21 protein-coding genes are annotated in these 21,801 nt (G+C 71.3%); 9 read left to right on the top strand and 12 right to left on the bottom strand.

Going from position 1 to position 21,801, the window contains the following annotated elements; genetic code table 11:
- Window positions 1–233 precede the first annotated feature (233 nt).
- Entirely contained in the window at window positions 234–1,556 is a 1,323-nt protein-coding gene (locus ACWDRW_RS20605; protein WP_451725114.1) for a hypothetical protein, read from the top strand.
- A gap of 3 nt (window positions 1,557–1,559) precedes the next feature.
- On the opposite strand, the gene ACWDRW_RS20600 is transcribed toward ACWDRW_RS20605, so the two are convergent.
- Entirely contained in the window at window positions 1,560–1,916 is a 357-nt protein-coding gene (locus ACWDRW_RS20600) for an ArsR/SmtB family transcription factor (RefSeq protein ID WP_451725113.1), read from the bottom strand.
- Window positions 1,917–1,972: 56 nt separating this feature from the next.
- Between ACWDRW_RS20600 and ACWDRW_RS20595 the strand changes: the two genes are divergently transcribed.
- The 3 genes from ACWDRW_RS20595 to ACWDRW_RS20585 are packed head-to-tail and all read left to right on the top strand — an operon-like array spanning window position 1,973 to window position 5,906.
- On the top strand, window positions 1,973–3,889 hold the full coding sequence (locus ACWDRW_RS20595) for a heavy metal translocating P-type ATPase (RefSeq protein WP_451725125.1): 1,917 nt from the start codon (window positions 1,973–1,975) through the stop codon (window positions 3,887–3,889).
- 49 nt (window positions 3,890–3,938) lie between these two features.
- Complete coding sequence (locus ACWDRW_RS20590) at window positions 3,939–5,414, top strand: AlkA N-terminal domain-containing protein (protein ID WP_451725111.1); 1,476 nt, start codon at window positions 3,939–3,941, stop codon at window positions 5,412–5,414.
- Window positions 5,415–5,423: 9 nt separating this feature from the next.
- On the top strand, window positions 5,424–5,906 hold the full coding sequence (locus ACWDRW_RS20585) for a methylated-DNA--[protein]-cysteine S-methyltransferase (RefSeq protein WP_451725109.1): 483 nt from the start codon (window positions 5,424–5,426) through the stop codon (window positions 5,904–5,906).
- Window positions 5,907–5,961: 55 nt separating this feature from the next.
- Here the strand turns inward: ACWDRW_RS20585 and ACWDRW_RS20580 are convergent, their stop codons facing one another.
- Window positions 5,962–6,342, bottom strand: a complete 381-nt coding sequence (locus tag ACWDRW_RS20580; RefSeq protein ID WP_451725107.1) for a VOC family protein — start codon at window positions 6,340–6,342, stop codon at window positions 5,962–5,964.
- Window positions 6,343–6,541: 199 nt separating this feature from the next.
- Here ACWDRW_RS20580 and ACWDRW_RS20575 point away from each other — a divergent pair, with 199 nt between their 5' ends.
- From ACWDRW_RS20575 to ACWDRW_RS20560, 4 genes are all read left to right on the top strand, one after another.
- On the top strand, window positions 6,542–7,165 hold the full coding sequence (locus ACWDRW_RS20575; protein ID WP_451725105.1) for a hypothetical protein: 624 nt from the start codon (window positions 6,542–6,544) through the stop codon (window positions 7,163–7,165).
- Between the two features lie 104 nt (window positions 7,166–7,269).
- Window positions 7,270–7,497, top strand: a complete 228-nt coding sequence (locus tag ACWDRW_RS20570; protein ID WP_451725103.1) for a ferredoxin — start codon at window positions 7,270–7,272, stop codon at window positions 7,495–7,497.
- Window positions 7,487–8,878: an NAD(P)/FAD-dependent oxidoreductase gene (locus ACWDRW_RS20565; RefSeq protein WP_451725102.1), complete on the top strand. Its 1,392-nt coding sequence runs from the start codon at window positions 7,487–7,489 to the stop codon at window positions 8,876–8,878. Before ACWDRW_RS20570 ends, ACWDRW_RS20565 begins: the two co-directional genes overlap by 11 nt.
- A gap of 24 nt (window positions 8,879–8,902) precedes the next feature.
- Window positions 8,903–10,141, top strand: a complete 1,239-nt coding sequence (locus tag ACWDRW_RS20560) for a cytochrome P450 (protein WP_451725101.1) — start codon at window positions 8,903–8,905, stop codon at window positions 10,139–10,141.
- 95 nt (window positions 10,142–10,236) lie between these two features.
- Here ACWDRW_RS20560 and ACWDRW_RS20555 read toward each other — a convergent pair whose 3' ends face one another.
- The 3 genes from ACWDRW_RS20555 to ACWDRW_RS20545 form a co-directional block, all read right to left on the bottom strand.
- Complete coding sequence (locus ACWDRW_RS20555) at window positions 10,237–10,965, bottom strand: SIR2 family NAD-dependent protein deacylase (RefSeq protein WP_451725099.1); 729 nt, start codon at window positions 10,963–10,965, stop codon at window positions 10,237–10,239.
- A gap of 77 nt (window positions 10,966–11,042) precedes the next feature.
- Complete coding sequence (locus ACWDRW_RS20550; RefSeq protein ID WP_451725098.1) at window positions 11,043–11,534, bottom strand: NUDIX domain-containing protein; 492 nt, start codon at window positions 11,532–11,534, stop codon at window positions 11,043–11,045.
- Between the two features lie 17 nt (window positions 11,535–11,551).
- Window positions 11,552–12,625 (bottom strand): ADP-ribosylglycohydrolase family protein, encoded by a 1,074-nt coding sequence (locus ACWDRW_RS20545; RefSeq protein ID WP_451725096.1) that lies wholly within the window; start codon window positions 12,623–12,625, stop codon window positions 11,552–11,554.
- 136 nt (window positions 12,626–12,761) lie between these two features.
- Here ACWDRW_RS20545 and ACWDRW_RS20540 point away from each other — a divergent pair, with 136 nt between their 5' ends.
- The gene (locus ACWDRW_RS20540; protein WP_451725095.1) at window positions 12,762–13,925 is read left to right on the top strand and encodes a glycerate kinase; all 1,164 of its coding nucleotides are present in this window, start codon (window positions 12,762–12,764) and stop codon (window positions 13,923–13,925) included.
- A 102-nt stretch (window positions 13,926–14,027) separates the two neighbouring features.
- On the opposite strand, the gene pssA is transcribed toward ACWDRW_RS20540, so the two are convergent.
- The 7 genes from pssA to ccrA all read right to left on the bottom strand — a co-directional run bounded on the left by pssA (window position 14,028) and on the right by ccrA (window position 21,753).
- On the bottom strand, window positions 14,028–14,843 hold the full coding sequence (gene pssA / locus ACWDRW_RS20535; protein ID WP_451725124.1) for a CDP-diacylglycerol--serine O-phosphatidyltransferase: 816 nt from the start codon (window positions 14,841–14,843) through the stop codon (window positions 14,028–14,030).
- 22 nt (window positions 14,844–14,865) lie between these two features.
- Window positions 14,866–15,522 (bottom strand): phosphatidylserine decarboxylase, encoded by a 657-nt coding sequence (locus ACWDRW_RS20530; RefSeq protein ID WP_451725093.1) that lies wholly within the window; start codon window positions 15,520–15,522, stop codon window positions 14,866–14,868.
- 170 nt (window positions 15,523–15,692) lie between these two features.
- Window positions 15,693–16,898 (bottom strand): acyl-CoA dehydrogenase family protein, encoded by a 1,206-nt coding sequence (locus ACWDRW_RS20525; RefSeq protein ID WP_451725091.1) that lies wholly within the window; start codon window positions 16,896–16,898, stop codon window positions 15,693–15,695.
- 3 nt (window positions 16,899–16,901) lie between these two features.
- Window positions 16,902–17,414 (bottom strand): MaoC family dehydratase, encoded by a 513-nt coding sequence (locus tag ACWDRW_RS20520; RefSeq protein ID WP_019757884.1) that lies wholly within the window; start codon window positions 17,412–17,414, stop codon window positions 16,902–16,904.
- A 5-nt stretch (window positions 17,415–17,419) separates the two neighbouring features.
- The gene (locus ACWDRW_RS20515; protein WP_451725089.1) at window positions 17,420–18,382 is read right to left on the bottom strand and encodes an HpcH/HpaI aldolase/citrate lyase family protein; all 963 of its coding nucleotides are present in this window, start codon (window positions 18,380–18,382) and stop codon (window positions 17,420–17,422) included.
- Window positions 18,379–20,406, bottom strand: a complete 2,028-nt coding sequence (locus tag ACWDRW_RS20510) for a protein meaA (RefSeq protein ID WP_451725087.1) — start codon at window positions 20,404–20,406, stop codon at window positions 18,379–18,381. The genes ACWDRW_RS20515 and ACWDRW_RS20510 overlap by 4 nt, the downstream gene beginning before the upstream one ends.
- Before the next feature lie 9 nt (window positions 20,407–20,415).
- Window positions 20,416–21,753: a crotonyl-CoA carboxylase/reductase gene (ccrA, locus tag ACWDRW_RS20505; RefSeq protein ID WP_451725123.1), complete on the bottom strand. Its 1,338-nt coding sequence runs from the start codon at window positions 21,751–21,753 to the stop codon at window positions 20,416–20,418.
- Between the last annotated feature and the right edge of the window lie 48 nt (window positions 21,754–21,801).

Below are 21,801 nucleotides of genomic sequence, written 5' to 3'. Positions count from 1 at the left end.
GTCGCGGGGGCCGCCAGCTGTGCCGGATGGCCGGCAGTGGGGGCCGCCAGCTGTGCCGGACGGCCGGCCGCGGGTCCGCCGGCCGTGCCGTACGGCCGGTCGTGGCGTGACCGTCGTATGCGGGGCGCGGGCCGCCCGGCTGTTGTCCCCGCTCACCCGTTCGGCCTGCCGTGAATCGCCTCCCTTCCGTCCCTGGGATCTGCTGACCCCAGGGGAGCAGGAGGGAGTACGGCATGGCGGGCGACGCGAACACCCCGGAGGATTCCGGGACGGCGGAGCTGGACCGGCTGCGGGCACGGGTCGCCGCGCTGGAGGCCGAGCGGGCGGAGCGGCCCGCGCGTCCCGAACGGCACCGGGTCCGTTCGGTGTTCGCCGTCGTGCTCATCGTCCTCGGCTGCATCCTCGCCCCGCTGGGCGCCGTAGCCGCGTGGACCGCCAGCATCACGGGGGACACCGACCGCTACGTCGACACCGTCGAACCCCTCGCGCGCGACCGGGACATCCAGAACGCCGCCGCCAACCGGGTCACGGACGCCGTGATGTCCCGCTTGGACCTGAAGGCGCTGCTGTCGCAGACCCCGGTCGCCGACCGGCCCCTGGTGGAGAAGGCCCTCGGCAAGCTGGGGGACTCGATCGAGGACGCGGTCCGCAGCTTCGTGCACGACAAGGCTCAGGCCGTCGTCGCCTCGGACGCCTTCGACCGGATCTGGACTCAGGCCAACCGCCGGGCCCACGACGCCGTGGTGAAGGCGCTCACCGGCGAGGGCGGCGGCGCCGTGAAGCTCGAAGGCGACGCTGTGGAGCTGGATCTCGGGCCGGTCGTCGAGGAGGTGAAGAAACGCCTCGTCGACGAGGGCATGACAGTGGCCGGGAACATCCCCGAGATCCACACCCGGATCACCGTCGTGCAGTCGGAGGACATCGGCAAGGTCCGCACCGCCTTCCGGCTGCTCCAGCTCATCGGCTTCTGGCTCCCCGTGATCTCGCTCCTGCTCATCGTGGGCGGGGTGCTCCTCGCCACGCACCGCCGCCGGGCGCTGATCGCCGGTTCCCTCGGCTTCGCCTTCGCCGTCGGCCTGGTCGGCATCGCCCTGACCGTGTTCCGCGTGGTCTACCTCGACGCCCTGCCCGCCGGCGTCTCCCAGCCCGCCGCCGAGTCGGTCTACGACACCCTCGTCCGCTACCTGCGCACCGGCGTGCGGGTGGCGATCGCGGTCGGCGTGGTGGTTGCCCTCGCGGCGTGGGTGACCGGACCCAGCCGGTGGGCCCGGTTCGTACGGCAGTTGTGGCACTCCGGCATCCACGCCGTCCGTTCCACGGCCGAACGGGCGGGGATGAGGACCGGCCGGGTGGGCCGGTTCGTCCACCGGTACCGCACCTGGATCCGCTGGCTGCTGGTGGCCGCGGCGCTCCTGACCCTCGCCCTGTGGTCGTACCCGACCGGCTGGGTCGTCGTCGGACTGGCCCTCGCCCTGCTCTTCGCGCTGGCCGTCGTGGAGTTCGTGGCGGAGGACGACACCGGGAGCCGGACGAAGGACGAGGCGGCGGTGCCGTAGGCCTCACTCCGTGGTGTCGCTGATCCCCAGCCGCAGATGCTCGACGTGATAGACGGCCTGGTCGAGGAGTTCGGCGACATGGTGGTCGTGCAGGGCGTACACGACCGACCGGCCGCGCCGCTCGCCGACCACCAGGCCCAGGTTGCGCAGCAGCCGCAGTTGGTGCGAGCAGGCGGACTGCTCCATGCCCACCTCGGCCGCCAACTCCGTGGCGGGCAGCGGACCTTCGCGCAAACGGGCGAGGATCAGCAGGCGGGAGGGGGTGGACAGGGCCTGGAGGGTGGTGGCCACCTTCGCGACGTTGTCCGCGTCCAGGCGTACGCGCTCGTCCGCGGTGGTGGTGACGGCTCCATGACCCATGGGCGTATCTTACCCATCACACATGAACAGATGAATGAGTCTTCATGTATTCCTGTATGGTGTGCCGGGTGTCCACCACACTCGTCCCCACCCGTGCCCCCGCGCCCGCCCCGGTGGCCCCCCGCCGCCGCACCCGGATCCTCGCGCTGCCCGAGGCCCGCTGGGCGCTCGCCGCGACCGTCGCGTTCCTGCTGGGCCTCGCCCTCGACCTCACCGGCGCGCCCGGCTGGGCGTACGGACCGCTGTACGCCGTCGCCTACGCCGCCGGCGGCTGGGAGCCCGCGCTCGAAGGGCTGCGGGCGCTGCGCGAGAAGACCCTCGACGTCGATCTGCTGATGATCGTCGCGGCGCTCGGCGCGGCCTCGATCGGCCAGGTCCTCGACGGCGCCCTGCTGATCGTCATCTTCGCCACGTCCGGCGCCCTGGAGGCCCTGGCCACCGCCCGCACCGCCGACTCCGTGCGGGGCCTGCTCGACCTCGCCCCGTCCACCGCCACCCGTCTCGCGGACTCCGGCGAGGAGAGCGTCCCGACCGCCGAACTCGCCGTGGGAGACGTGCTGTTGATCCGCCCCGGCGAGCGCATCGGCGCCGACGGCCGGGTCCTGGACGGCATCAGTGAGGCCGACGAGGCCACCATCACCGGCGAGCCCCTGCCCGTCCTCAAGCGCCCCGGCGACGAGGTCTTCGCGGGCACCCTCAACGGCGCCGGCGCCCTGCGCGTCCGCGTCGAGCGCGACCCCGCCGACTCGGTGATCGCCCGGATCGTCACCCTGGTCGAGGAGGCGTCCCGCACCAAGGCGCCGACCCAGCTGTTCATCGAGAAGATCGAGCAGCGCTACGCCGTCGGCATCGTCGTGGCCACCCTCGCCGTCTTCGGCGTACCGCTCGCCTTCGGCGCCGAGCTGAGCGACGCCCTGCTGCGCGCGATGACCTTCATGATCGTCGCCTCGCCGTGCGCCGTGGTCCTCGCGACCATGCCGCCGCTGCTCTCCGCCATCGCCAACGCCGGCCGGCACGGCGTCCTGGTCAAGTCGGCCGTCGCCATGGAACGCCTCGGCGAGATCGACCTCGCGGCCCTCGACAAGACCGGCACCCTCACCGAGGGCGCCCCCGAGGTGACCGCCGTACGACCGCGGCCGGACTCCGGCCTCGACGAGGACGCCCTGCTCGCCCTGGCCGCCGCCGCCGAGCACCCGAGCGAACACCCGCTGGCCCGCGCGATCGTAGCCGCCGCCCGAGGCCGCGGCCTCGCGCTCGCGCCCGCCGAGGACTTCACCGCCCTCCCCGGCCAGGGCGTCACCGCCACGGTGGCGGGGCGCGAGGTGAGTGTCGGCCGCGCCGACGGCGACAGCGACGCCACCGTCGTCCAGGTGTGCCGGGACGGCGAGCCGGTCGGTACGCTCACCCTCACCGACCGGCTGCGCGCCGAGGCCCCCGCCACCACGGCCGCCCTCACCGCCCTGACCGGCACCGCCCCCGTCCTGCTCACCGGGGACAGCCTCGGCGCCGCCGACCGCGTGGCCGAGGCGACCGGTCTCAGCGACGTCCGCGCGGGCCTGTTCCCCGAGGACAAGGTGGACGCCGTACGAGAACTCCAGGACCGGGGCCGCAAGGTGCTCTTCGTCGGCGACGGCGTCAACGACGCGCCCGCCCTCGCCGCCGCCCACTCCGGCATCGCCATGGGCCGCGCGGGCTCCGACCTGGCCCTGGAGACCGCGGACGCGGTGATCGTGCGCGACGAGCTGACGACCGTTCCCGCGGTGGTACGACTGTCCCGGGCCGCCCGCCGGCTCGTCGTGCAGAATCTCGTCATCGCGGGGGTCTTCATCACCGGACTCGTCCTGTGGGACCTGATCGGACACCTCCCGCTGCCGCTCGGGGTCGCCGGGCACGAGGGGTCCACCGTGCTGGTCGGGCTCAATGGACTGCGGCTGCTGCGTGAATCGGCATGGTCCCAGGACAGCCGAGGTTGATGTCGGATTCTCGCCAGCCCTGGCGCGGTGGGTGCTCGATGCTGGACTCATGCAGAAGGGGATGCACACCGACACCGAGGCCTGCGTGCGGGCCGTCCAGGCCAAGGACGCGCGCTTCGACGGCTGGTTCTACACGGCCGTTCTGACCACGGGGATCTACTGCCGGCCGAGCTGTCCGGTGGTCGCGCCCAAGCCGCAGAACATGGTGTTCCACCCGAGCGCGGCCGCTTGCCAGCAGGCCGGCTTCCGGGCCTGCAAGCGCTGCCGCCCGGACGCCAGCCCCGGCTCCCCGGAGTGGAACCAGCGCGCCGACCTCGTGGCCCGCGCCATGCGGCTCATCGCCGACGGGGTCGTGGACCGCGAGGGCGTGCCGGGACTCGCCGCGCGGCTCGGCTACAGCACCCGGCAGGTCGAACGCCAGCTCCTCGCCGAGCTGGGCGCGGGCCCGCTAGCCCTGGCCCGCGCCCAGCGCGCCCAGACGGCCCGCCTGCTGATCGAGACGACCCCGCTGCCGATGGCGGAGATCGCCTTCGCGGCCGGCTTCTCCTCCATCCGCACCTTCAACGACACCGTGCGCGAGGTCTTCGCCCTGTCGCCGAGCGAGCTGCGCACCCGCGCTCCCCGCCCGGGGCACACACCCGGAGCGCTGACCCTGCGCCTGCCGTTCCGCGCCCCCCTCAACCCCGACAACCTCTTCGGCCACCTCGCCGCGACCGCCGTGCCCGGGGTGGAGGAGTGGCGGGCCGGCGCCTACCGCCGCACCCTGCGCCTGCCGTACGGTCACGGCATCGTGTCGCTGAGCCCGCGGCCCGACCACATCGCCTGTCGGCTCACCCTCAGTGACCTGCGCGATCTGACCGTCGCGATCAGCCGCTGCCGCCGGATGCTCGACCTGGACGCCGACCCGGTCGCCGTCGACGACCGGCTGCGCACCGACCCGCTGCTGGCCCCGCTGGTCGACAAGGCTCCCGGCCGACGCGTTCCGCGCACGGTCGACGAGGCGGAGTTCGCCGTACGGGCGGTACTCGGCCAACAGGTCTCCACGGCCGCCGCCCGCACCCACGCGGCCCGGCTGGTCCTCGCCCACGGAGAGCCGGTCGACGACCCCGAGGGGGGTCTCACCCACCTCTTCCCGTCCCCCGAGGCGCTGGCGGCGGTGGACCCCGAGTCCCTGGCGATGCCACGCACCCGCCGGACCACGTTCACCACCCTGGTGGAGCAACTCGCTGATGGGAGCCTGCACTTGGGTGTGGAGAGCGACTGGCCCCAGGCCCGCGCCCGGCTGCTCGCGCTGCCCGGTTTCGGCCCCTGGACCGTCGACGTCATCGCGATGCGCGCCCTCGGCGACCCCGACGCGTTCCTGCCTACGGACCTCGGGATCCGGCGGGCGGCCGGGGAGTTGGGCCTACCCGCCACCCCCGCCGCCCTCACGGCCCGCGCCGCGGCCTGGCGGCCCTGGCGGGCGTACGCCGTCCAGTACCTATGGGCGACCGACAGCCACCCGATCAACTTCCTTCCGGTCTAAGGACGTTCCATGCGCCAGCACACCGTGATCGACAGCCCCTACGGACCGCTGACCCTGGTCGCCGACGACGGCGTCCTGTGCGGCCTCTACATGACGCAGCAGCGCCACCGACCGTCCGAGGAGAGCTTCGGCGCCCGGGACGACACCCTGTTCGCCCAGGCCGAGGAGGAACTGGAGGCCTACTTCGCGGGTGAGTTGAAGGAGTTCACGCTCGAACTGCGCCTGAGGGGAACGCCGTTCCAGCGCACCGTCTGGGACCAGCTGCGCCGGATCCCCTACGGCGAGACCCGTACGTACGGCGATCTGGCCGACGCCCTCGGCAACCGGGGCGCCTCCCGCGCGGTCGGCCTCGCCAACGGCAAGAACCCGATCGGCATCATCGTGCCGTGCCACCGCGTCGTGGGAGCGAGCGGCGGCCTCACGGGGTACGGCGGCGGCCTGGACCGCAAGCAGCGGCTGCTGGACTTCGAGAGCGGTACGGCGCTGTTCTGATCCCTGCGCTCACGGGCTCCGGCTGCTCATGCCCCGGGTCACGGGCCCACGTCTCTCAGGCTCCGGGTTCGCCGGCCCGCTCCGCCGCCCCCCGCTCCACGCAGAACTCATTGCCCTCCGGATCGGCGAGGACCGCCCAGCCCTTGCCGTCCGGGGTGCGCCGGTCGTCGACCAGGGTGGCGCCGAGGGCGAGGACCCGCTCGACCTCCTCGTCCCGGCTGCGGTCCTGCGGCTGAAGGTCCAGGTGCACCCGGTTCTTGACGGTCTTGGGCTCCGGGACGGTGACGAACAGCAGCCCCGCCCCCTCGATCAGCGCGTCCTCGTCCCCGGGTCTGTCGTCCTCGTGCACGGGCAGCCCGAGCACCTGGGACCAGAAGGAGGCGAGCCGGTAGGCGTCGGCGGAGTCGATCGTCACATGACGGATGGCAGAGGTCATGATCGCATTCTGATCCGATCGCCGCGCCCGCGCAGGTGCTTTCGATCGCTTTCGACCGCCCAGCCCGTACGGGCGCTTTCGACAGCGCGGCCGTGACCCCCATGGCGTACGCCGTGATCCCTCCCGAGTGACCCCGGTGGCGCGGCCCCGCGATCGCTGATGTCTGTACGAAGGAGGAGCAGTCAGAGAGCGGGAGGTCATGGAGCGCAGACACGAGCGCCTCGCGACGCCCTGGGCCGCCGGGGTGGCCGGGTTGGTCTTCGCGGTTCTGATGGCCGCGGCGATCGTCCTGGTCCGCCTCGCGCTACCCGCCGATCCCGGGGACGACGTGACCGTCGACGCCGGGCAGCGCGGTGCAGTGCGGGTGGCGCTGACGCTGCTCCCGTTCGCCGGGATCGCCTTCCTGTGGTTCATGGGCGCCTTGCGCGAGCAGGCCGGCGACGGCGAGGACCGGTTCGTGGCCACCGTGTTCCTGGGCAGCGGCCTGATCTTCGTCGCCACCCTGTTCGGCGCGGCCGCGGCGGCCGGGACCGTGCTCGACGAGAGCGGGCAGCAGGGCTCGCCGTTCGGCCGCGACTTCGCGTACGCCCTGTTGACCACGTACGCCATGCGCATGGCGGCGGTGTTCATCATCACGGCCTCGACCCTCGGCCGCCGGCTCGGCGTCCTCCCGCGCCCCCTCGTCGTCCTCGGCTATCTGGCGGGCCTGACGCTGCTCGTGGCGGGAGCGGACGTGCCCTGGTCCGAACTGGTCCTTCCGGCCTGGGCGCTGCTCCTCAGCCTGAACATCCTCCGGGGCCGGCGTCCCACCCCCCGGGCATGACCGGGCCAGTCACCCGATCGGTCCGCTCCTCGTCGTCACCTCACGCCCGGCCACCGAGAGTGGGTCGCAAGGGGTGACCGAAGCCCAGTGGAGAGGACCGAACCGTGGTACGGCTTGCCGTCGATCTGAACCGCTGTCAGGGGTATGCGCAGTGCGCGTTCCTCGCCCCCGAGATCTTCGCCATGCACGGCGAGGAGGCGCTGCTGTACGACCCCGAGGCCGAGGAGGCACAGCGCGAGAAGCTGGCCCAGGCCGTCGCGGCCTGCCCGGTCCAGGCCATCCTGGTCGACGCCGCGGACGTACCCGCCGAGGCGGTGCCCGGTGCCCGGTGAGGGATCCCTGGAGCGACTGAGACGCGAGGGCCGCATCGTCGTCGTCGGCGCCTCGCTGGCGGGCCTGCGGGCCGCCGAGACCCTGCGGGCCAAGGGCTTCACCGGCACCCTGACCATGATCGGTGACGAGCCCCACGAACCGTACGACCGGCCTCCGCTGTCCAAGCAGGTGCTGCTGGGCCGGGCGAGCGCCGAGCGCACCGCACTGCCCAGGCTCCGGTCCGTCGACGCGACCTGGCGGCTCGGCGTCGCGGCCACCGGGCTGGACATGGCCGCCCGCCGGGTGCGACTGGCGGACGGCGACGCGGTGCCGTACGACCGGCTGCTGATCGCCACCGGAGTGCGGGCACGACCGTGGCCGCGCGAGGCCGAGGCGGAACTCGACGGTGTCTTCTGCCTGCGGACCCGCGAAGACAGCGCGGGGCTCGCCCGGAGGCTCGACGCGGGGCCCGGACGGGTCCTCGTCATCGGGGCCGGGTTCACCGGCTCCGAGATCGCCTCCGCCTGCCGCGAACGCGGCATCCCGGTCACCGTCGCCGAGCGCGGCGCGGCCCCCCTGGTCGGGGCACTCGGTGGCGTGGTCGGGGCGGTCGCCGCCCAACTGCAGCGCGAGCACGGAGTCGACCTGCGGTGCGGGGTCATGGTGACCGCTCTGGAGGGCGACGCCTCGGGCAGGGTGCGCGTCGCGCACCTGTCCGACGGCTCCACCGTGGAGTGCGACGTGGTGGTCGTCTCGCTCGGCGCCACCCGCAACACCGAATGGCTCGCCGGGTCGGGACTCGGCGCCGGCCCCCGCGGCATCGCCTGCGACGCCGGGTGCCGCGCCTTCGACATCCGAGGCATCGTCACGGACGACATCTACGCGGCCGGCGATGTCGCCCGCTGCCCGCACCCGCTGTTCGGCTACCAGTTCCTGTCCCTGGAGCACTGGGGCAACGCCGTCACCCAGGCCGCGGTCGCGGCGCACAACATGCTCAGCGAGAGCACGGACCGCCTGCCTCACATGGAGGTGCCGTCCTTCTGGTCCTCGCAGTTCGGCGTCAACATCAAGTCGGTCGGGGTGCCGTCGCTGGGCACGGAGATCCTCCTCGCACAGGGCTCGCTCAAGGACCACCGCTTCACCGGCGTCTACGGCTATCAGGGGCGGGTCGTCGGCGCGGTGGCATTCGACCACGCCCGGTGGCTGCCGTTCTACCAGGAACTGATCGAGACCACGGCGCCCTTCCCGCCGCCGTTCGCCATGGTCGACCGGCACCCGGACGGCCAGCGCCCGATCGACGCGGACTTCCCCGACCCGTCGGTCCCCACCCACGGCCCCACCGTGACCCTCAGCGGCTACTCGCCGGCCGACCGCCGGATGACGTTCACCCCCGCGCACTGACCCGCACGGCCCCGAGGACCTGCCATGACGCAATCCCCGCTGCACCGGATCCTGGACTACGCCAACCGGGCCGATCCGTACCCGATCTACGAAGAGCTGCGCCAGAACCCGGTCCATCACGAGGCCGACGGGCCGTACGTGATCAGCACCTACTACGAGATCCGCAGCCTGCTGCACGATCCCCGGATCAGCTCCGATGCCCGCAACCTGGCCTCGCACATCACGGACCCGTCGGCCGAGCCGGGCTCGGAGGAGGGCGGCGCCCTGCCACCGGGCTTCCTGAAGCTCGATCCGCCGGAACACGACCGGCTGCGTCGGATGGCGAACCGGCCGTTCGGCCCGCCCCACTCGCCGCACCGCGTCGACGGGATGCGCCCCGAACTGCACGACATCGTGACCGGTCTCATCGACGGCATCGGCGACCCCGGCCGCTTCGACCTGGTGGAGCGGTTCTCCTACCCCTTCCCGGTGACGGTGATCTGCCGGCTGCTCGGCGTGCCGCGCGAGGACGAGGCGCGCTTCCACGTCTGGGCGGACACCCTCGCCGCAAGCCTGGACCCCGACCCGGACGCGGACCCCGCGGAGCGGGGCAAAGGCGCCCACGACGCCCGGATGGAACTGGGCATGTACCTGGCCGGCCTGATCGAGGAGCGGCGCAAGAACCCCGGCGAGGACATGCTGTCCCAACTGGCGACGGCCCAGGGCGGGGACGGGGCGATGTCGACGATGGAACTGCTCAGCACTGCGGCCCTGCTGCTGATCGCGGGGCACGAGACCACCGTCAACCTCATCACCAACGGCATGCTGACCCTGCTGCGCAACCCCGACGTCCTGCGGCGGCTGCGCGAGGATCCACGGCTTGCCGTGCCCGTCGTCGAGGAACTGCTGCGCTTCGAGCCGCCGGTGCAACTGGTGCCGCAGCGCACCACCCTCGCCGACATCGAGGTCCGCGGCGTCACCATCCCCAAGGGCGCCCCCATCTGGCTGGTCCTGGCATCGGGCAACCGTGACCCGCGGCGCTTCGAGGACCCCGACCGCTTCGACCCGGACCGCCCCGACATCCAGCACCTCGGCCTGGGCAGCGGCATCCACAGCTGCTTCGGCGCACCGCTCGCCCGACTGGAGACCCAGTTCGCCCTGGCGGAGCTGGCCCGGAGACTGGAGAACCCGCGTCTCGTCCAGGACCCGCCCCCGTACCGGCAGAACGCCGTCCTGCGCGGCCCGCGGCAGCTGCACATCACCTGCGACGGGATCCGCGCCTAAGCCCTGTCGTCTGGGTCAGCCTGGCCGCGAGAAGCAGTCCCGTCCGGCCCACCGCGACGCCGGGATGATCCGAACGACAGGGCCTGGCCCGACCGCTATGCCGCGCCGAGCCCGCGCAGCAGCTTCGGCAGCGCGGTGCCGATCGGCTCCCGGATCACCTCGTCGGCACGGTCGTCGTACGGCGTCGGCTCGGCGTTGACGATGACGAGCCGTGCGCCCTGGTCGGCGGCGACACCGGCGAGGCCCGCCGCGGGCTGTACCTGGAGGCTGGTGCCGACCGCGACGAACACCTGGCAGGCCTTGGTGATCGACACCGCCTGGCCCAGCACCACCGGGTCGAGCCGCTCGCCGAACATGACGGTGGCCGGCTTCAGGATCCCGCCGCACTCCAGGCAGGACGGGTCCTCCTCACCCGCCTCGACGCGGGCGAGGGCGTCCTCCATCGAGCCGCGGGCATGGCAGCCTGTGCACACGAAACTCCGTGCGCTGCCGTGCAGTTCGAGCACCTTGCGGGCCGGCAGCCCGGCCAGCTGGTGCAGCCCGTCCACGTTCTGGGTGATCACCCTGAGCGGCACCCCGGACCGCTCCAGCTCGGCGACCGCGTGGTGCGCGGCGTTCGGCTCGGCCCGCAGCGCGCGGCTCTCGCGTCGCATCTGCCAGGAGCGCCGCCGGATCTCCGGGTCGCCCATGTAGTACTCGTACGTCACGAGCTTCTCGGCGTCCGGATCCCGCCGCCACAGTCCGTTCGGCCCGCGGTAGTCGGGGATCCCGGAGTCCGTGCTGATACCGGCGCCGCTGAGCAGGGCGACGAGGGGCTTGGTCATGGCACCGAGGGTAGGGCGGGGCCAGGGGAGCGGCGAACGGATATTCGGGTGGAGGGTCCGGCAGACCGGGGTCCCCGTCAGCCGACCCGGCGGCCGTTCTCCAGCTCCGCCGTGCCGCCGCCGTTCTCCAGTACGTCCAGGGCGGCCAGCACCCGGAGGCCCAGGGCGCCCGGCAGGTGCTCGGTGAGGTCCTCGCGCGGGACCAGCCGCCAGGACAGCAACTCCTCCTCCTGGAGCCGGATCGCCTTGAAGTCGTCCTCGCCGAGGACCCCGCCGTCGTACAGATAGGCGACCAGGGGCGGCCGGCCCGTCCCGTGCACCCAGTCCACCGCGAGCAGCGGGCCCAGCGCGACGTCCAGACCGATCTCCTCGGCCGTCTCCCGGCGTGCGCCCTGGCGCGGGGTCTCGCCGTCCTCGGACTCGACCGTGCCGCCCGGAAGCGCCCAGCCGTCGCGGTAGTTGGGCTCGACGAGCAGCACCCGGCCCGCCGCGTCCCGGAACAGGGCGGCGGCACCGGCGAGGACGCGGGGCAGACCCGCGATGTACGTGGCGAAGTCCTGAGTGGTCATCCCGGAAGGGTAACGAGTCACTCCCCGTCGACCAGCCGGGTCGTGCGCTCCGCCAGCTCGCTGATCCGCACCCCGTCGAACCCGAACACCGCACTGCGCACCGTGTCCTCCAACGGGTCCCGCCACTGCCCCGGAATCGCCTCCGCCCCGGTCAGCACCCCGGCCACCGACCCCGCGGTCGCCCCGTTGGAGTCGGTGTCCAGACCGCCCCGGACCGTCAGGGTGATGGTCCGGGTGAAGTCGCCGTCGCCGTACAGCAGCCCCGCGGTGAGGACGGCGGCGTTCGGGACGGTGTGGATCCAGCCGAGGCCCGCCGTCTCCTCGGACACCGTGCTGAGGGTGTCCTCCCAGGTCATCCGGGTGTCGTGGAGTGAGATCACCCGGCGCACGGTGCGGGCGAGGCGGCTGCTCGCCGGGATGACGGTGAGCGCCTCGGTCAGGGCGTGCCGCACGGTGGGCGCGGTGAACGCCGCCGCGACCAGCGCGGCCGCCCACATCGCGCCGTACACGCCGTTGCCGGTGTGCGACAGCACCGCGTCCCGGCGGGCCAGCGAGGCGGCGCGGTGCGGGACGCCCGGGCTGGTCCAGCCGAAGATGTCGGCGCGGATCAGGGCGCCGATCCACTCCTGGTAGGGGTTGTCGAAGGTGGCGGTGAGTGGCGGCTTGAGCCCGTTGGCGAGGTTGCGGTAGGCGGCCCGCTCGGCGGTGAAGGTCTGCAGGTACGGCAGCCGCAGCAGCCACAGGTCGCCGACCTGTTCGGTGCTGAAGCCGAAGCCGTGGGTCTCCAGCAGGTCCAGGCCGAGGATGGCGTAGTCGACATCGTCGTCCCGGCAGCTGCCGTGGATCCGGCCCCGCACGCACTGGCGCCACTCGGGCCGCAGCTCGAAGGCGTCGTTCTCGCCCGGCGGCGGCTCGGGCAGATAGTCGGTGAGCGGCAGCGCGGCGGCCCGCCGCAGATAGCGGTCGATCCGGTCCCGCGTCCACAGGTCGCCCTGCTCGACCGGTTTGCCCAGCATGTTGCCGGCGATCCGGCCCAGCCAGCCCCCCAGAACGCGGTCGGCGAACTCTGGCTCGGTGCCCACAGGGGTCATAGCACCGGTTTACCCGATTCCGCCGGGGCCGGACAGCGGGGAGTCGCGGACTCGTGGGGCCCGTCCAGGGACCGGGCGGGGCATGACGGCGAGGGTGTCCTCCGGTTATGGTCGCAGCGGCGCGACTGGCCTTGACATGCGCGAGGCCCGGAGAGCAAGGGGATCACAGGTGACACAGCGCGTGCTCATCGCCGCGGACAAGTTCAAGGGCTCGCTGACGGCCGTGCAGGTCGCCGAGCGGGTGACGGCCGGGCTGCGCCGCGTCGTGCCGGACGTCGAGGCCGAGGCGCTGCCCGTGGCCGACGGCGGCGACGGCACCGTGGACGCCGCGGTCGCGGCCGGTTTCGAGCGCCGCGAGGTGCGGGTCGCCGGGCCCCTCGGCGACGAGGTCACGGCCGCCTTCGCGCTGCGCGGTGACACGGCGGTCGTGGAGATGGCGGAGGCCAGCGGGCTCCAGCGGCTCCCGGCGGGCGTCTTCGCGCCGCTGACGGCCTCCACGTACGGCTCCGGGGAACTGCTGCGGGCCGCGCTGGACGCGGGCGCGCGGACGATCGTGTTCGGCGTCGGCGGCAGCGCCACGACCGACGGCGGCGCCGGGATGCTCTCGGCGCTCGGCGCGCGGTTCCTGGACGCGGACGGCGAGCCGGTGCCGCCGGGCGGCGGCGGCCTCGCCGAGCTGGCCTCGGCAGACCTCTCGGACCTCGACCCGCGCCTGTCCTCGGTCGAGCTGGTGCTCGCCAGCGATGTCGACAACCCCCTGACCGGCCCGAAGGGCGCCCCGGCGGTGTACGGCCCGCAGAAGGGTGCCTCGCCGGACGACGTGGCCACGCTGGACGCGGCGCTGGCGCACTTCGCCGAGGTGCTGGAGGAGACGGTGGGCTCCCGGGCCGCCGACTACGCGGCCTCGCCGGGCGCGGGCGCGGCGGGCGGCATCGGGTACGGCGCCCTGCTCCTCGGTGCCCGGTTCCGGGCCGGTATCGAGGTCATGCTCGACGTGCTGGGCTTCGCCCCGGCGCTGGAGCGGGCGGACCTGGTGATCACCGGCGAGGGTTCGCTGGACGAGCAGACCCTGCACGGGAAGGCGCCGGCGGGTGTCGCGGCGGCGGCGCGGGCGGCCGGCAAGGAGGTCGTCGCGGTCTGCGGCCGGCTGGCCCTGCCCCCGCAGGCGCTGGGCCGGGCGGGTATCCGGCGCGCGTACCCGCTGACCGAGATCGAGCCGGACGTCGCGAAGTGCATCGCGGACGCCGGTCCCATCCTGGAGCGCTCGGCGGCCCGCATCGCCGAGGACTTCCTGCGCTGACCCGCGGCAAGGCCCGGCCCGCGCCGGCGCCGGACCGACGAGAAGGCCCCGGAATCCGTCGTGAAGACGGTTCCGGGGCCTTCGTCGTAGTACCGGCGGGCCCTACGGCAGCTGGGCCGCCCGAGCCTCGCGGCGGTTGTCTCGGAAGTTGTTCACCCGGCGGGCCGTGGCGAACAGGGGGATGACCGCGCCCATGACCAGCTGCAGCGCGCAGCCCGTCTGGAGCAGCAGCTGGCCGCTCGGGGCGTCGAACGCCCACGCCGCCAGCAGCCCCATCGACAGCACGATCCACGCCAGCATCGCGACGGCCAGCCGTCCACGCGGCTTCGGGTACTCGACCCGGCTCACCATCAGCCAGGCCGTGCCGATGATCGCCAGCAGCGTCGCCACGAAGGGCAGCTCCAGCAGCACGATCGAGACCACTGTCAGCGCGCCGAACGGCGAGGGCATGCCCTGGAACATGCCGTTCGGCGGTGTCACGCAGGAGAAGCGCGCCAGGCGCAGGACCACGGCCAGCAGCACAACGATCGCACCCACCGCCGCGACCCGCTCATGCGCGTCCCGCGCGACCATGCCGTACACGAGGACGAAGTACGCGGGCGCGAGGCCGAAACTGATCAGATCGGAGAGGTTGTCCAGCTCCGCACCCATCGGCGACGACCGCAGCTTGCGGGCGACGAGGCCGTCGAAGAGGTCGAAGACGGCCGCGCACAGCATCAGGATCACGGCCGTGGCCGCGCTGTTGCGGGCCATGCCCAGATCGTCACCCGTGAGGTGCGGGATCAGGATGCCGGTGGTGGTGAAGTACACCGCCATGAAGCCGCACGTGGCGTTGCCGAGGGTGAGGGTGTCCGCTATCGACAGGCGGAGAGAAAGAGGCATCTCCTCCTCGTCGTCCACCTCGTCCGCCTCGGGCACCCAGCCCGCCTGGGTCTCCGGATCAATCACGGTCAATGCGAGTCACCCCAGCCACGGTCTTCTGCCCGACCTCGACCGCGACCTCCACGCCCTCGGGCAGGTAGATGTCGACACGCGAGCCGAAGCGGATCAGACCGATCCGGTCACCCTGCTCGACCTTCGTCCCCTGAGGGATGTACGGCACGATGCGACGGGCTACCGCGCCGGCGATCTGGATCATCTCGATGTCCCCGAGTTCGGTGTCGAAATGCCAGACTACGCGCTCGTTGTTCTCGCTCTCCTTGTTGAACGCCGGAACGAACCCACCCGGGATGTGCTCGACCGAGGTCACCGTGCCGGAGAGCGGCGCGCGGTTGACGTGGACGTTGAGCGGGCTCATGAAGATCGCGACGCGGGTACGGCCGTCCTTCCACGGCATGATGCTCTGCACCACACCGTCGGCGGGCGAGATGACCCTGCCCTGGGCGATCTCGCGCTCGGGGTCGCGGAAGAACCACAGCATGCCCGCCGCGAGGGCGGTGGCGGGCACGGCGACGGCCTTGGCGGCGCCGGAGCGGCGGGCCCTGGCCAGGCTGAGGGCGGCGGTGGCGACGGTCGGGAGAAGCCACGGCGATGCTCCGCGTGCCAGGCGCATGCCGGCCAGGCTGTCGCGAGGTGCAGAGGTTTGGCTGTGGGGCATGGATGACCTTCGTAGCGGATGATGCCGCGCGGTGAGGGGGGACGGCGGCTTTCCCGGGATCGTACCGGGCGCGGGCCACAACTGGGCAAGCCAGGAAGCCGAGTCGGAGGTCGAAGAGTGTTGACGGGGTGTGATCTTCTTCTCGAAGAAAACACCCCGAACCCGGACATCTAGCCCTGGAATCGATACTCTTCGAGCAACCTGCGCCCGATGATCATTTTCTGGATCTCGGCGGTACCTTCACCGATCAGCAGCATCGGGGCCTCCCGGTAGAGGCGCTCGATCTCGTACTCCTTGGAGAAGCCGTAGCCGCCGTGGATCCGGAAGGCGTCCTCCACGACCTCCTTGCAGTACTCGGAGGCGAGGTACTTCGCCATCCCAGCCTCAAGGTCGTTTCGTTCTCCGGAGTCCTTTTTGCGTGCCGCGTTCACCATCATGGCATGGGCGGCCTCGACCTTGGTAGCCATCTCGGCGAGCTTGAACTGGATCGCCTGGTGCTGGGCGATCGGCTTGCCGAAAGTGTGGCGTTGCTGGGCGTACTGGACGCCGAGTTCGAACGCACGCTGAGCGACACCGCAACCACGCGCCGCGACGTTCACGCGGCCGACTTCGACGCCGTCCATCATTTGGTAAAAACCTCGGCCGGTGACCCCGCCGAGCACCCGGTCGGCCGGAACGCGCAGGCCATCCATGATGAGTTCGGTCGTGTCGACGCCCTTGTACCCCATCTTGTCGATCTTGCCCGGAATGGTCAGGCCGGGGCGGACCTCACCGAAGCCGGGCTCCTTCTCGACGAGGAAGGTCGTCATCGACTTGTGGGGCGCGGTGCCCTCCGGGTGACCTTCGTCACTGCGGACCAGAACGGCGACCAGAGAGGACGTTCCGCCGTTCGTCAGCCACATCTTCTGACCGTTCAGGACGTACTCGTCGCCGTCCTTCACCGCCTTGGACGTGATGGCCGACACATCCGAGCCGAGCGCGGGCTCCGACATGGAGAAGGCGCCGCGGATGTCACCGGCCGCCATCCTCGGCAGGAAGTGGTCCTTCTGCTCCTGCGTGCCGTGCTGCTTGAGCATGTACGCCACGATGAAGTGGGTGTTGATGATGCCGGACACCGACATCCAGCCGCGGGCGATCTCCTCGACGCACAGGGCGTACGTCAGGAGCGACTCGCCCAGACCGCCGTACTCCTCGGGGATCATCAGGCCGAACAGGCCCAACTCCTTGAGGCCGTCGACGATCTGCTGCGGGTACTCGTCGCGGTGCTCCAGCTCGGTGGCGACCGGGATGATCTCCTTGTCCACGAAGTCGCGGACGGTGGAGAGGATCTCCTGCTGGATGTCGGTCAGACCGGCGGTCTGGGCGAGACGGGCCATGGCCTACTTCTCCTGCTGCTTGAGTTCCGGGCGGCCCGGCTGCTCGCCGCCGCGCTCCTTGATGTACGTCTCGGTCGGCACCATCACCTTGCGGCGGAACACGCAGACGAGCGTGCCGTCCTGCTTGTAGCCCTTGGTCTCGACGTAGACGATGCCGCGGTCGTTCTTCGACTTCGACGGCCACTTGTCGAGCACGGTCGTCTCGCCGTAGATCGTGTCCCCGTGGAAGGTCGGCGCCACGTGCTTGAGCGACTCGATCTCCAGGTTGGCGATCGCCTTGCCGGAGATGTCCGGGACGGACATGCCGAGCAGCAGCGAGTAGATGTAGTTCCCGACCACCACGTTCTTGCCGAAGTCCGTTGTCTTCTCGGCGTAGTTGGTGTCCATGTGGAGCGGGTGGTGGTTCATGGTGAGAAGACAGAACAGGTGGTCGTCGTACTCCGTGACCGTCTTCCCGGGCCAGTGCTTGTACGTCGCCCCGACCTCGAACTCCTCATACGTGCGTCCGAACTGCATCGCGCTCAGGCCTCCGGGATCTCGAACTTCGACGTGCGCTGCATGCCGGCCGCGCGTCCCTTGCCGGAGATGACCAGCGCCATCTTGCGGCTGGCCTCGTCGATCATCTCGTCGCCGAGCATCGCGGAGCCCTTCTTGCCGCCCGCCTCGGACGTGTAGTAGTCGTACGCGTCCAGGATCAGCTCGGCGTGGTCGAAGTCCTCCTGCGAGGGCGAGAAGATCTCGTTGGACGCCTCGACCTGGCCCGGGTGCAGCACCCACTTGCCGTCGAAGCCGAGCGCGGCGGCGCGGCTCGCGACCTCGCGGTAGCCGTCGATGTTGCGGATCTGCAGGTAGGGGCCGTCGATCGCCTGGAGGTTGTTGGCGCGGGCGGCCATCAGGATCTTCATCAGGATGTAGTGGTAGGCGTCCGCCGGGTAGCCGGGCGGCTGCTCACCCACGACCAGCGACTTCATGTTGATGGACGCCATGAAGTCGGCCGGGCCGAAGATGATGGTCTCGACGCGCTGGGACGCGGTCGCGATCGCGTTGACGTTGTTCAGGCCCTGCGCGTTCTCGATCTGCGCCTCGATGCCGATCTTGCCGACCTCGAAGCCCATCGTCTTCTCGATCTGGGTCAGCAGCAGGTCCAGGGCGACGATCTGCTCGGCCGTCTGCACCTTCGGCAGCATGATGCAGTCGAGGTTCTGGCCCGCGCCCTCGACGACCGTGACGACGTCGCGGTACGTCCACTCGGTCGTCCAGTCGTTCACGCGCACGACCCGCGTCTTGCCCGTCCAGTCGCCCTCGTTGAGGAACTTGACGATGGTGTGCCGCGCCTCGGGCTTGGCGAGCGGGGCGCAGGCGTCCTCGAGGTCCAGGAAGACCTGGTCGGCCGGGAGGCCCTGGGCCTTCTCCAGGAAGCGCGGGTTCGAGCCCGGCACCGCCAGGCAGGAACGCCGGGGGCGAAGGCGGTTGACCGTGGTCATGCGGGGACCTCCAGGGGGTCGAGCTTGTTCGCTTTGCGGATCTCGTCGACGATGCGGCCGATGATCCCGGTGATGTCGAAGTCCTTCGGGGTGAACACCGCGGCCACTCCGGCGGCCCGGAGCTGCTCGGCGTCACCATTCGGGATGATGCCACCGGCGATCACCGGGATATCTGTGGCACCGGCCACACGCAGCCGATCCAGCACGTCCGGCACCAGTTGGGCGTGCGAGCCGGAGAGGATGGACAGGCCCACCGCGTGCACGTCCTCGGCGAGGGCGGCGTCCACGATCTGCTCCGGGGTGAGCCGGATGCCCTGGTAGACCACCTCGAACCCGGCGTCACGGGCCCGCACGGCGATCTGCTCGGCGCCGTTGGAGTGCCCGTCCAGGCCCGGCTTGCCGACCAGGAAGCGGAGCTTGCCCACGCCCATGTCCCGCGCGGTCAGTTCGACCTTGCGGCGGACCTCGGACAGGGCCGAGCCCGCCTCGGCGGGGATGGCCACCGGCGCGGACGACACGCCCGTCGGTGCCCGGAACTCGCCGAACACCTCGCGCAGCGCCCCGGCCCACTCGCCGGTCGTGACGCCGGCGCGGGCGCACTCCAGGGTGGCCTCCATGAGGTTGGCGGTGCCCTTCGCGGCCTCCTTCAGCCGCTCCAGCGCCTTGCACGGGCGCGGGTGGTTGAAGGGCGGCTGGTAGCGGGTGTCCCGCCAGGTCCCGATGGCCTCGATCACCCGGGCCTCGACCGCGGGGTCGACGGTCTGGATGGCCGTGTCCAGGTCGGCCGTCAGGGGGTTGGGCTCGGTCGTCTCGAAGATGTTGACGCCGACGATCTTCTCCTGGCCGGACTCGATCCGGGCGCGGCGCTCGGCGTGCGAGGACACCAGCTGCGACTTCAGGTAGCCCGACTCGACGGCGGCCATCGCGCCGCCCATCTCCTGGATCCGCTCCATCTCGGCGAGGGACTCCTCGACGAGCTGGGCGACCTTCCCCTCGATGACGTGCGAGCCCTCGAAGATGTCCTCGTACTCCAGCAGATCGCTCTCGTGGGCGAGCACCTGCTGGATCCGCAGCGACCACTGCTGGTCCCACGGCCGGGGCAGGCCGAGGGCCTCGTTCCAGGCCGGGAGCTGGACGGCACGCGCACGGGCGTCCTTGGAGAGGGTGACCGCCAGCATCTCCAGCACGATCCGCTGGACGTTGTTCTCCGGCTGCGCCTCCGTCAGGCCCAGGGAGTTGACCTGGACGCCGTAGCGGAACCGGCGCTGCTTGGGGTCCTGGATGCCGTAGCGCTCGCGGGTGACCTTGTCCCAGATGCGGCCGAAGGCGCGCATCTTGCACATCTCCTCGACGAAGCGGACGCCCGCGTTGACGAAGAAGGAGATCCGGGCGACGACGTCGCCCATGCGCTCCTCGGGGACCTGGCCGCTGTCGCGCACGGCGTCGAGGACGGCGACGGCGGTGGACATCGCGTACGCGATCTCCTGGACCGGCGTGGCGCCCGCCTCCTGCAGGTGGTAGCTGCAGATGTTGATCGGGTTCCACTTCGGGATGTGGGAGACCGTGTACGCGATCATGTCCGTCGTCAGCCGGAGACTCGGTCCCGGCGGGAACACGTGGGTGCCGCGGGACAGGTACTCCTTGACGATGTCGTTCTGGGTCGTGCCCTGGAGCTTGGTGATGTCGGCACCCTGCTCCTCCGCGACGACCTGATAGAGCGCCAGCAGCCACATGGCGGTGGCGTTGATGGTCATCGAGGTGTTCATCTGCTCCAGGGGGATGTCCTGGAACAGCCGGCGCATGTCACCGAGGTGCGAGACCGGAACCCCGACCCGGCCGACCTCGCCGCGGGCGAGGATGTGGTCCGGGTCGTAGCCGGTCTGCGTCGGCAGGTCGAACGCGACCGACAGACCGGTCTGGCCCTTGGCGAGGTTGCGCCGGTACAGCTCGTTGGACGCCTCGGCCGTGGAGTGACCGGCGTAGGTCCGCATGAGCCACGGCCGGTCCTTCTGACGCTCACTCATGGACGGACCTCAGACGTTCCGGAAGCGGTTGATGGCGTCGATGTGCTTGGCGCGCATCTCCTCGTCGCGCACGCCGAGACCCTCCTCGGGGGCCAGGCACAGCACGCCGACCTTGCCCTGGTGGAGGTTGCGGTGCACGTCGAACGCGGCCTGGCCGGTGTCCTCCAGGGAGTACGTCTTCGACAGCGTCGGGTGGATCTTGCCCTTCGCGATCAGCCGGTTGGCCTCCCAGGCCTCGCGGTAGTTGGCGAAGTGCGAGCCGATGATCCGCTTCAGCGACATCCACAGGTAGCGGTTGTCGTACTCGTGCATGTAGCCCGAGGTCGAGGCGCAGGTGGTGATGGTGCCGCCCTTGCGGGTGACGAAGACGGAGGCGCCGAAGGTCTCGCGGCCGGGGTGCTCGAAGACGATGTCGATGTCCTCGCCGCCGGTGAACTCGCGGATGCGCTTGCCGAAGCGCTTCCACTCCTTCGGGTCCTGGGTGTTCTCGTCCTTCCAGAACTTGTAGCCCTCGGCGTTGCGGTCGATGATCGCCTCGGCGCCCATGGCCCGGCAGATCTCCGCCTTCTGCGGGCTGCTCACCACACAGATCGGGGTGGCGCCGCCGGCCAGCGCGAACTGCGTGGCGTAGGAGCCGAGTCCGCCGCTCGCGCCCCAGATCAGGACGTTGTCGCCCTGCTTCATGCCGGCGCCGTTGCGGGAGACCAGCTGGCGGTAGGCGGTGGAGTTGACCAGGCCCGGAGCGGCGGCCTCCTCCCAGCTGAGGTGATCCGGCTTGGGCATCAGCTGGTTGGACTTGACCAGCGCGATCTCGGCGAGGCCGCCGAAGTTGGTCTCGAAGCCCCAGATCCGCTGCTCGGGGTCGAGCATGGTGTCGTTGTGGCCGTCGGAGGACTCGAGCTCCACCGACAGACAGTGCGCGACGACCTCGTCGCCGGGCTTCCAGGAGTTCACGCCGGGGCCGGTGCGCAGGACGACGCCCGCGAGGTCGGAGCCGATGATGTGGTACGGCAGATCGTGGCGCTTGGCCAGCTCGCTGGTGCGGCCGTAGCGCTCGAGGAACCCGAAGGTGGACAGCGGCTCGAAGATCGAGGTCCACACGGAGTTGTAGTTGACCGAGGAGGCCATGACGGCGACCAGGGCCTCGCCCGGGCCGAGTTCGGGCAGCGGCACGTCGTCCAGGTGGATCGACTTGCGGGGGTCCTTGTCGCGGCTGGCGAGCCCGGCGAACATCTCCGTCTCGTCCTTGTGCACGGTGATCGCGCGGTACGACTCGGGGAGCGGCAGAGCGGCGAAGTCGGCCGAGGTGGAGTCGGGCGACTGGATCGCGGCGAGGATGTCCTTCACGGTCACGGTGATGCCTCCGGCGATACGCGTCCCCTGAGGGGAGGGACG

The organism is Streptomyces sp. NPDC003635, from assembly GCF_053587635.1.
This window is presented reverse-complemented; position numbering and strand designations above follow the sequence as displayed.

Bases quoted from the DNA above. Each gene is read 5' to 3' on its own strand.
- ACWDRW_RS20605 (WP_451725114.1), top strand. From the start codon at position 234: ATGGCGGGCGACGCGAACACCCCGGAGGATTCCGGGACGGCGGAGCTG.
- ACWDRW_RS20600 (WP_451725113.1), bottom strand. From the start codon at position 1,916: ATGGGTCATGGAGCCGTCACCACCACCGCGGACGAGCGCGTACGCCTG.
- ACWDRW_RS20595 (WP_451725125.1), top strand. From the start codon at position 1,973: ATGGTGTGCCGGGTGTCCACCACACTCGTCCCCACCCGTGCCCCCGCG.
- ACWDRW_RS20590 (WP_451725111.1), top strand. From the start codon at position 3,939: ATGCAGAAGGGGATGCACACCGACACCGAGGCCTGCGTGCGGGCCGTC.
- ACWDRW_RS20585 (WP_451725109.1), top strand. From the start codon at position 5,424: ATGCGCCAGCACACCGTGATCGACAGCCCCTACGGACCGCTGACCCTG.
- ACWDRW_RS20580 (WP_451725107.1), bottom strand. From the start codon at position 6,342: ATGACCTCTGCCATCCGTCATGTGACGATCGACTCCGCCGACGCCTAC.
- ACWDRW_RS20575 (WP_451725105.1), top strand. From the start codon at position 6,542: ATGGAGCGCAGACACGAGCGCCTCGCGACGCCCTGGGCCGCCGGGGTG.
- ACWDRW_RS20560 (WP_451725101.1), top strand. From the start codon at position 8,903: ATGACGCAATCCCCGCTGCACCGGATCCTGGACTACGCCAACCGGGCC.
- ACWDRW_RS20555 (WP_451725099.1), bottom strand. From the start codon at position 10,965: ATGACCAAGCCCCTCGTCGCCCTGCTCAGCGGCGCCGGTATCAGCACG.
- ACWDRW_RS20550 (WP_451725098.1), bottom strand. From the start codon at position 11,534: ATGACCACTCAGGACTTCGCCACGTACATCGCGGGTCTGCCCCGCGTC.
- ACWDRW_RS20545 (WP_451725096.1), bottom strand. From the start codon at position 12,625: ATGACCCCTGTGGGCACCGAGCCAGAGTTCGCCGACCGCGTTCTGGGG.
- ACWDRW_RS20540 (WP_451725095.1), top strand. From the start codon at position 12,762: ATGCGCGAGGCCCGGAGAGCAAGGGGATCACAGGTGACACAGCGCGTG.
- ACWDRW_RS20530 (WP_451725093.1), bottom strand. From the start codon at position 15,522: ATGCCCCACAGCCAAACCTCTGCACCTCGCGACAGCCTGGCCGGCATG.
- ACWDRW_RS20525 (WP_451725091.1), bottom strand. From the start codon at position 16,898: ATGGCCCGTCTCGCCCAGACCGCCGGTCTGACCGACATCCAGCAGGAG.
- ACWDRW_RS20520 (WP_019757884.1), bottom strand. From the start codon at position 17,414: ATGCAGTTCGGACGCACGTATGAGGAGTTCGAGGTCGGGGCGACGTAC.
- ACWDRW_RS20515 (WP_451725089.1), bottom strand. From the start codon at position 18,382: ATGACCACGGTCAACCGCCTTCGCCCCCGGCGTTCCTGCCTGGCGGTG.
- ACWDRW_RS20510 (WP_451725087.1), bottom strand. From the start codon at position 20,406: ATGAGTGAGCGTCAGAAGGACCGGCCGTGGCTCATGCGGACCTACGCC.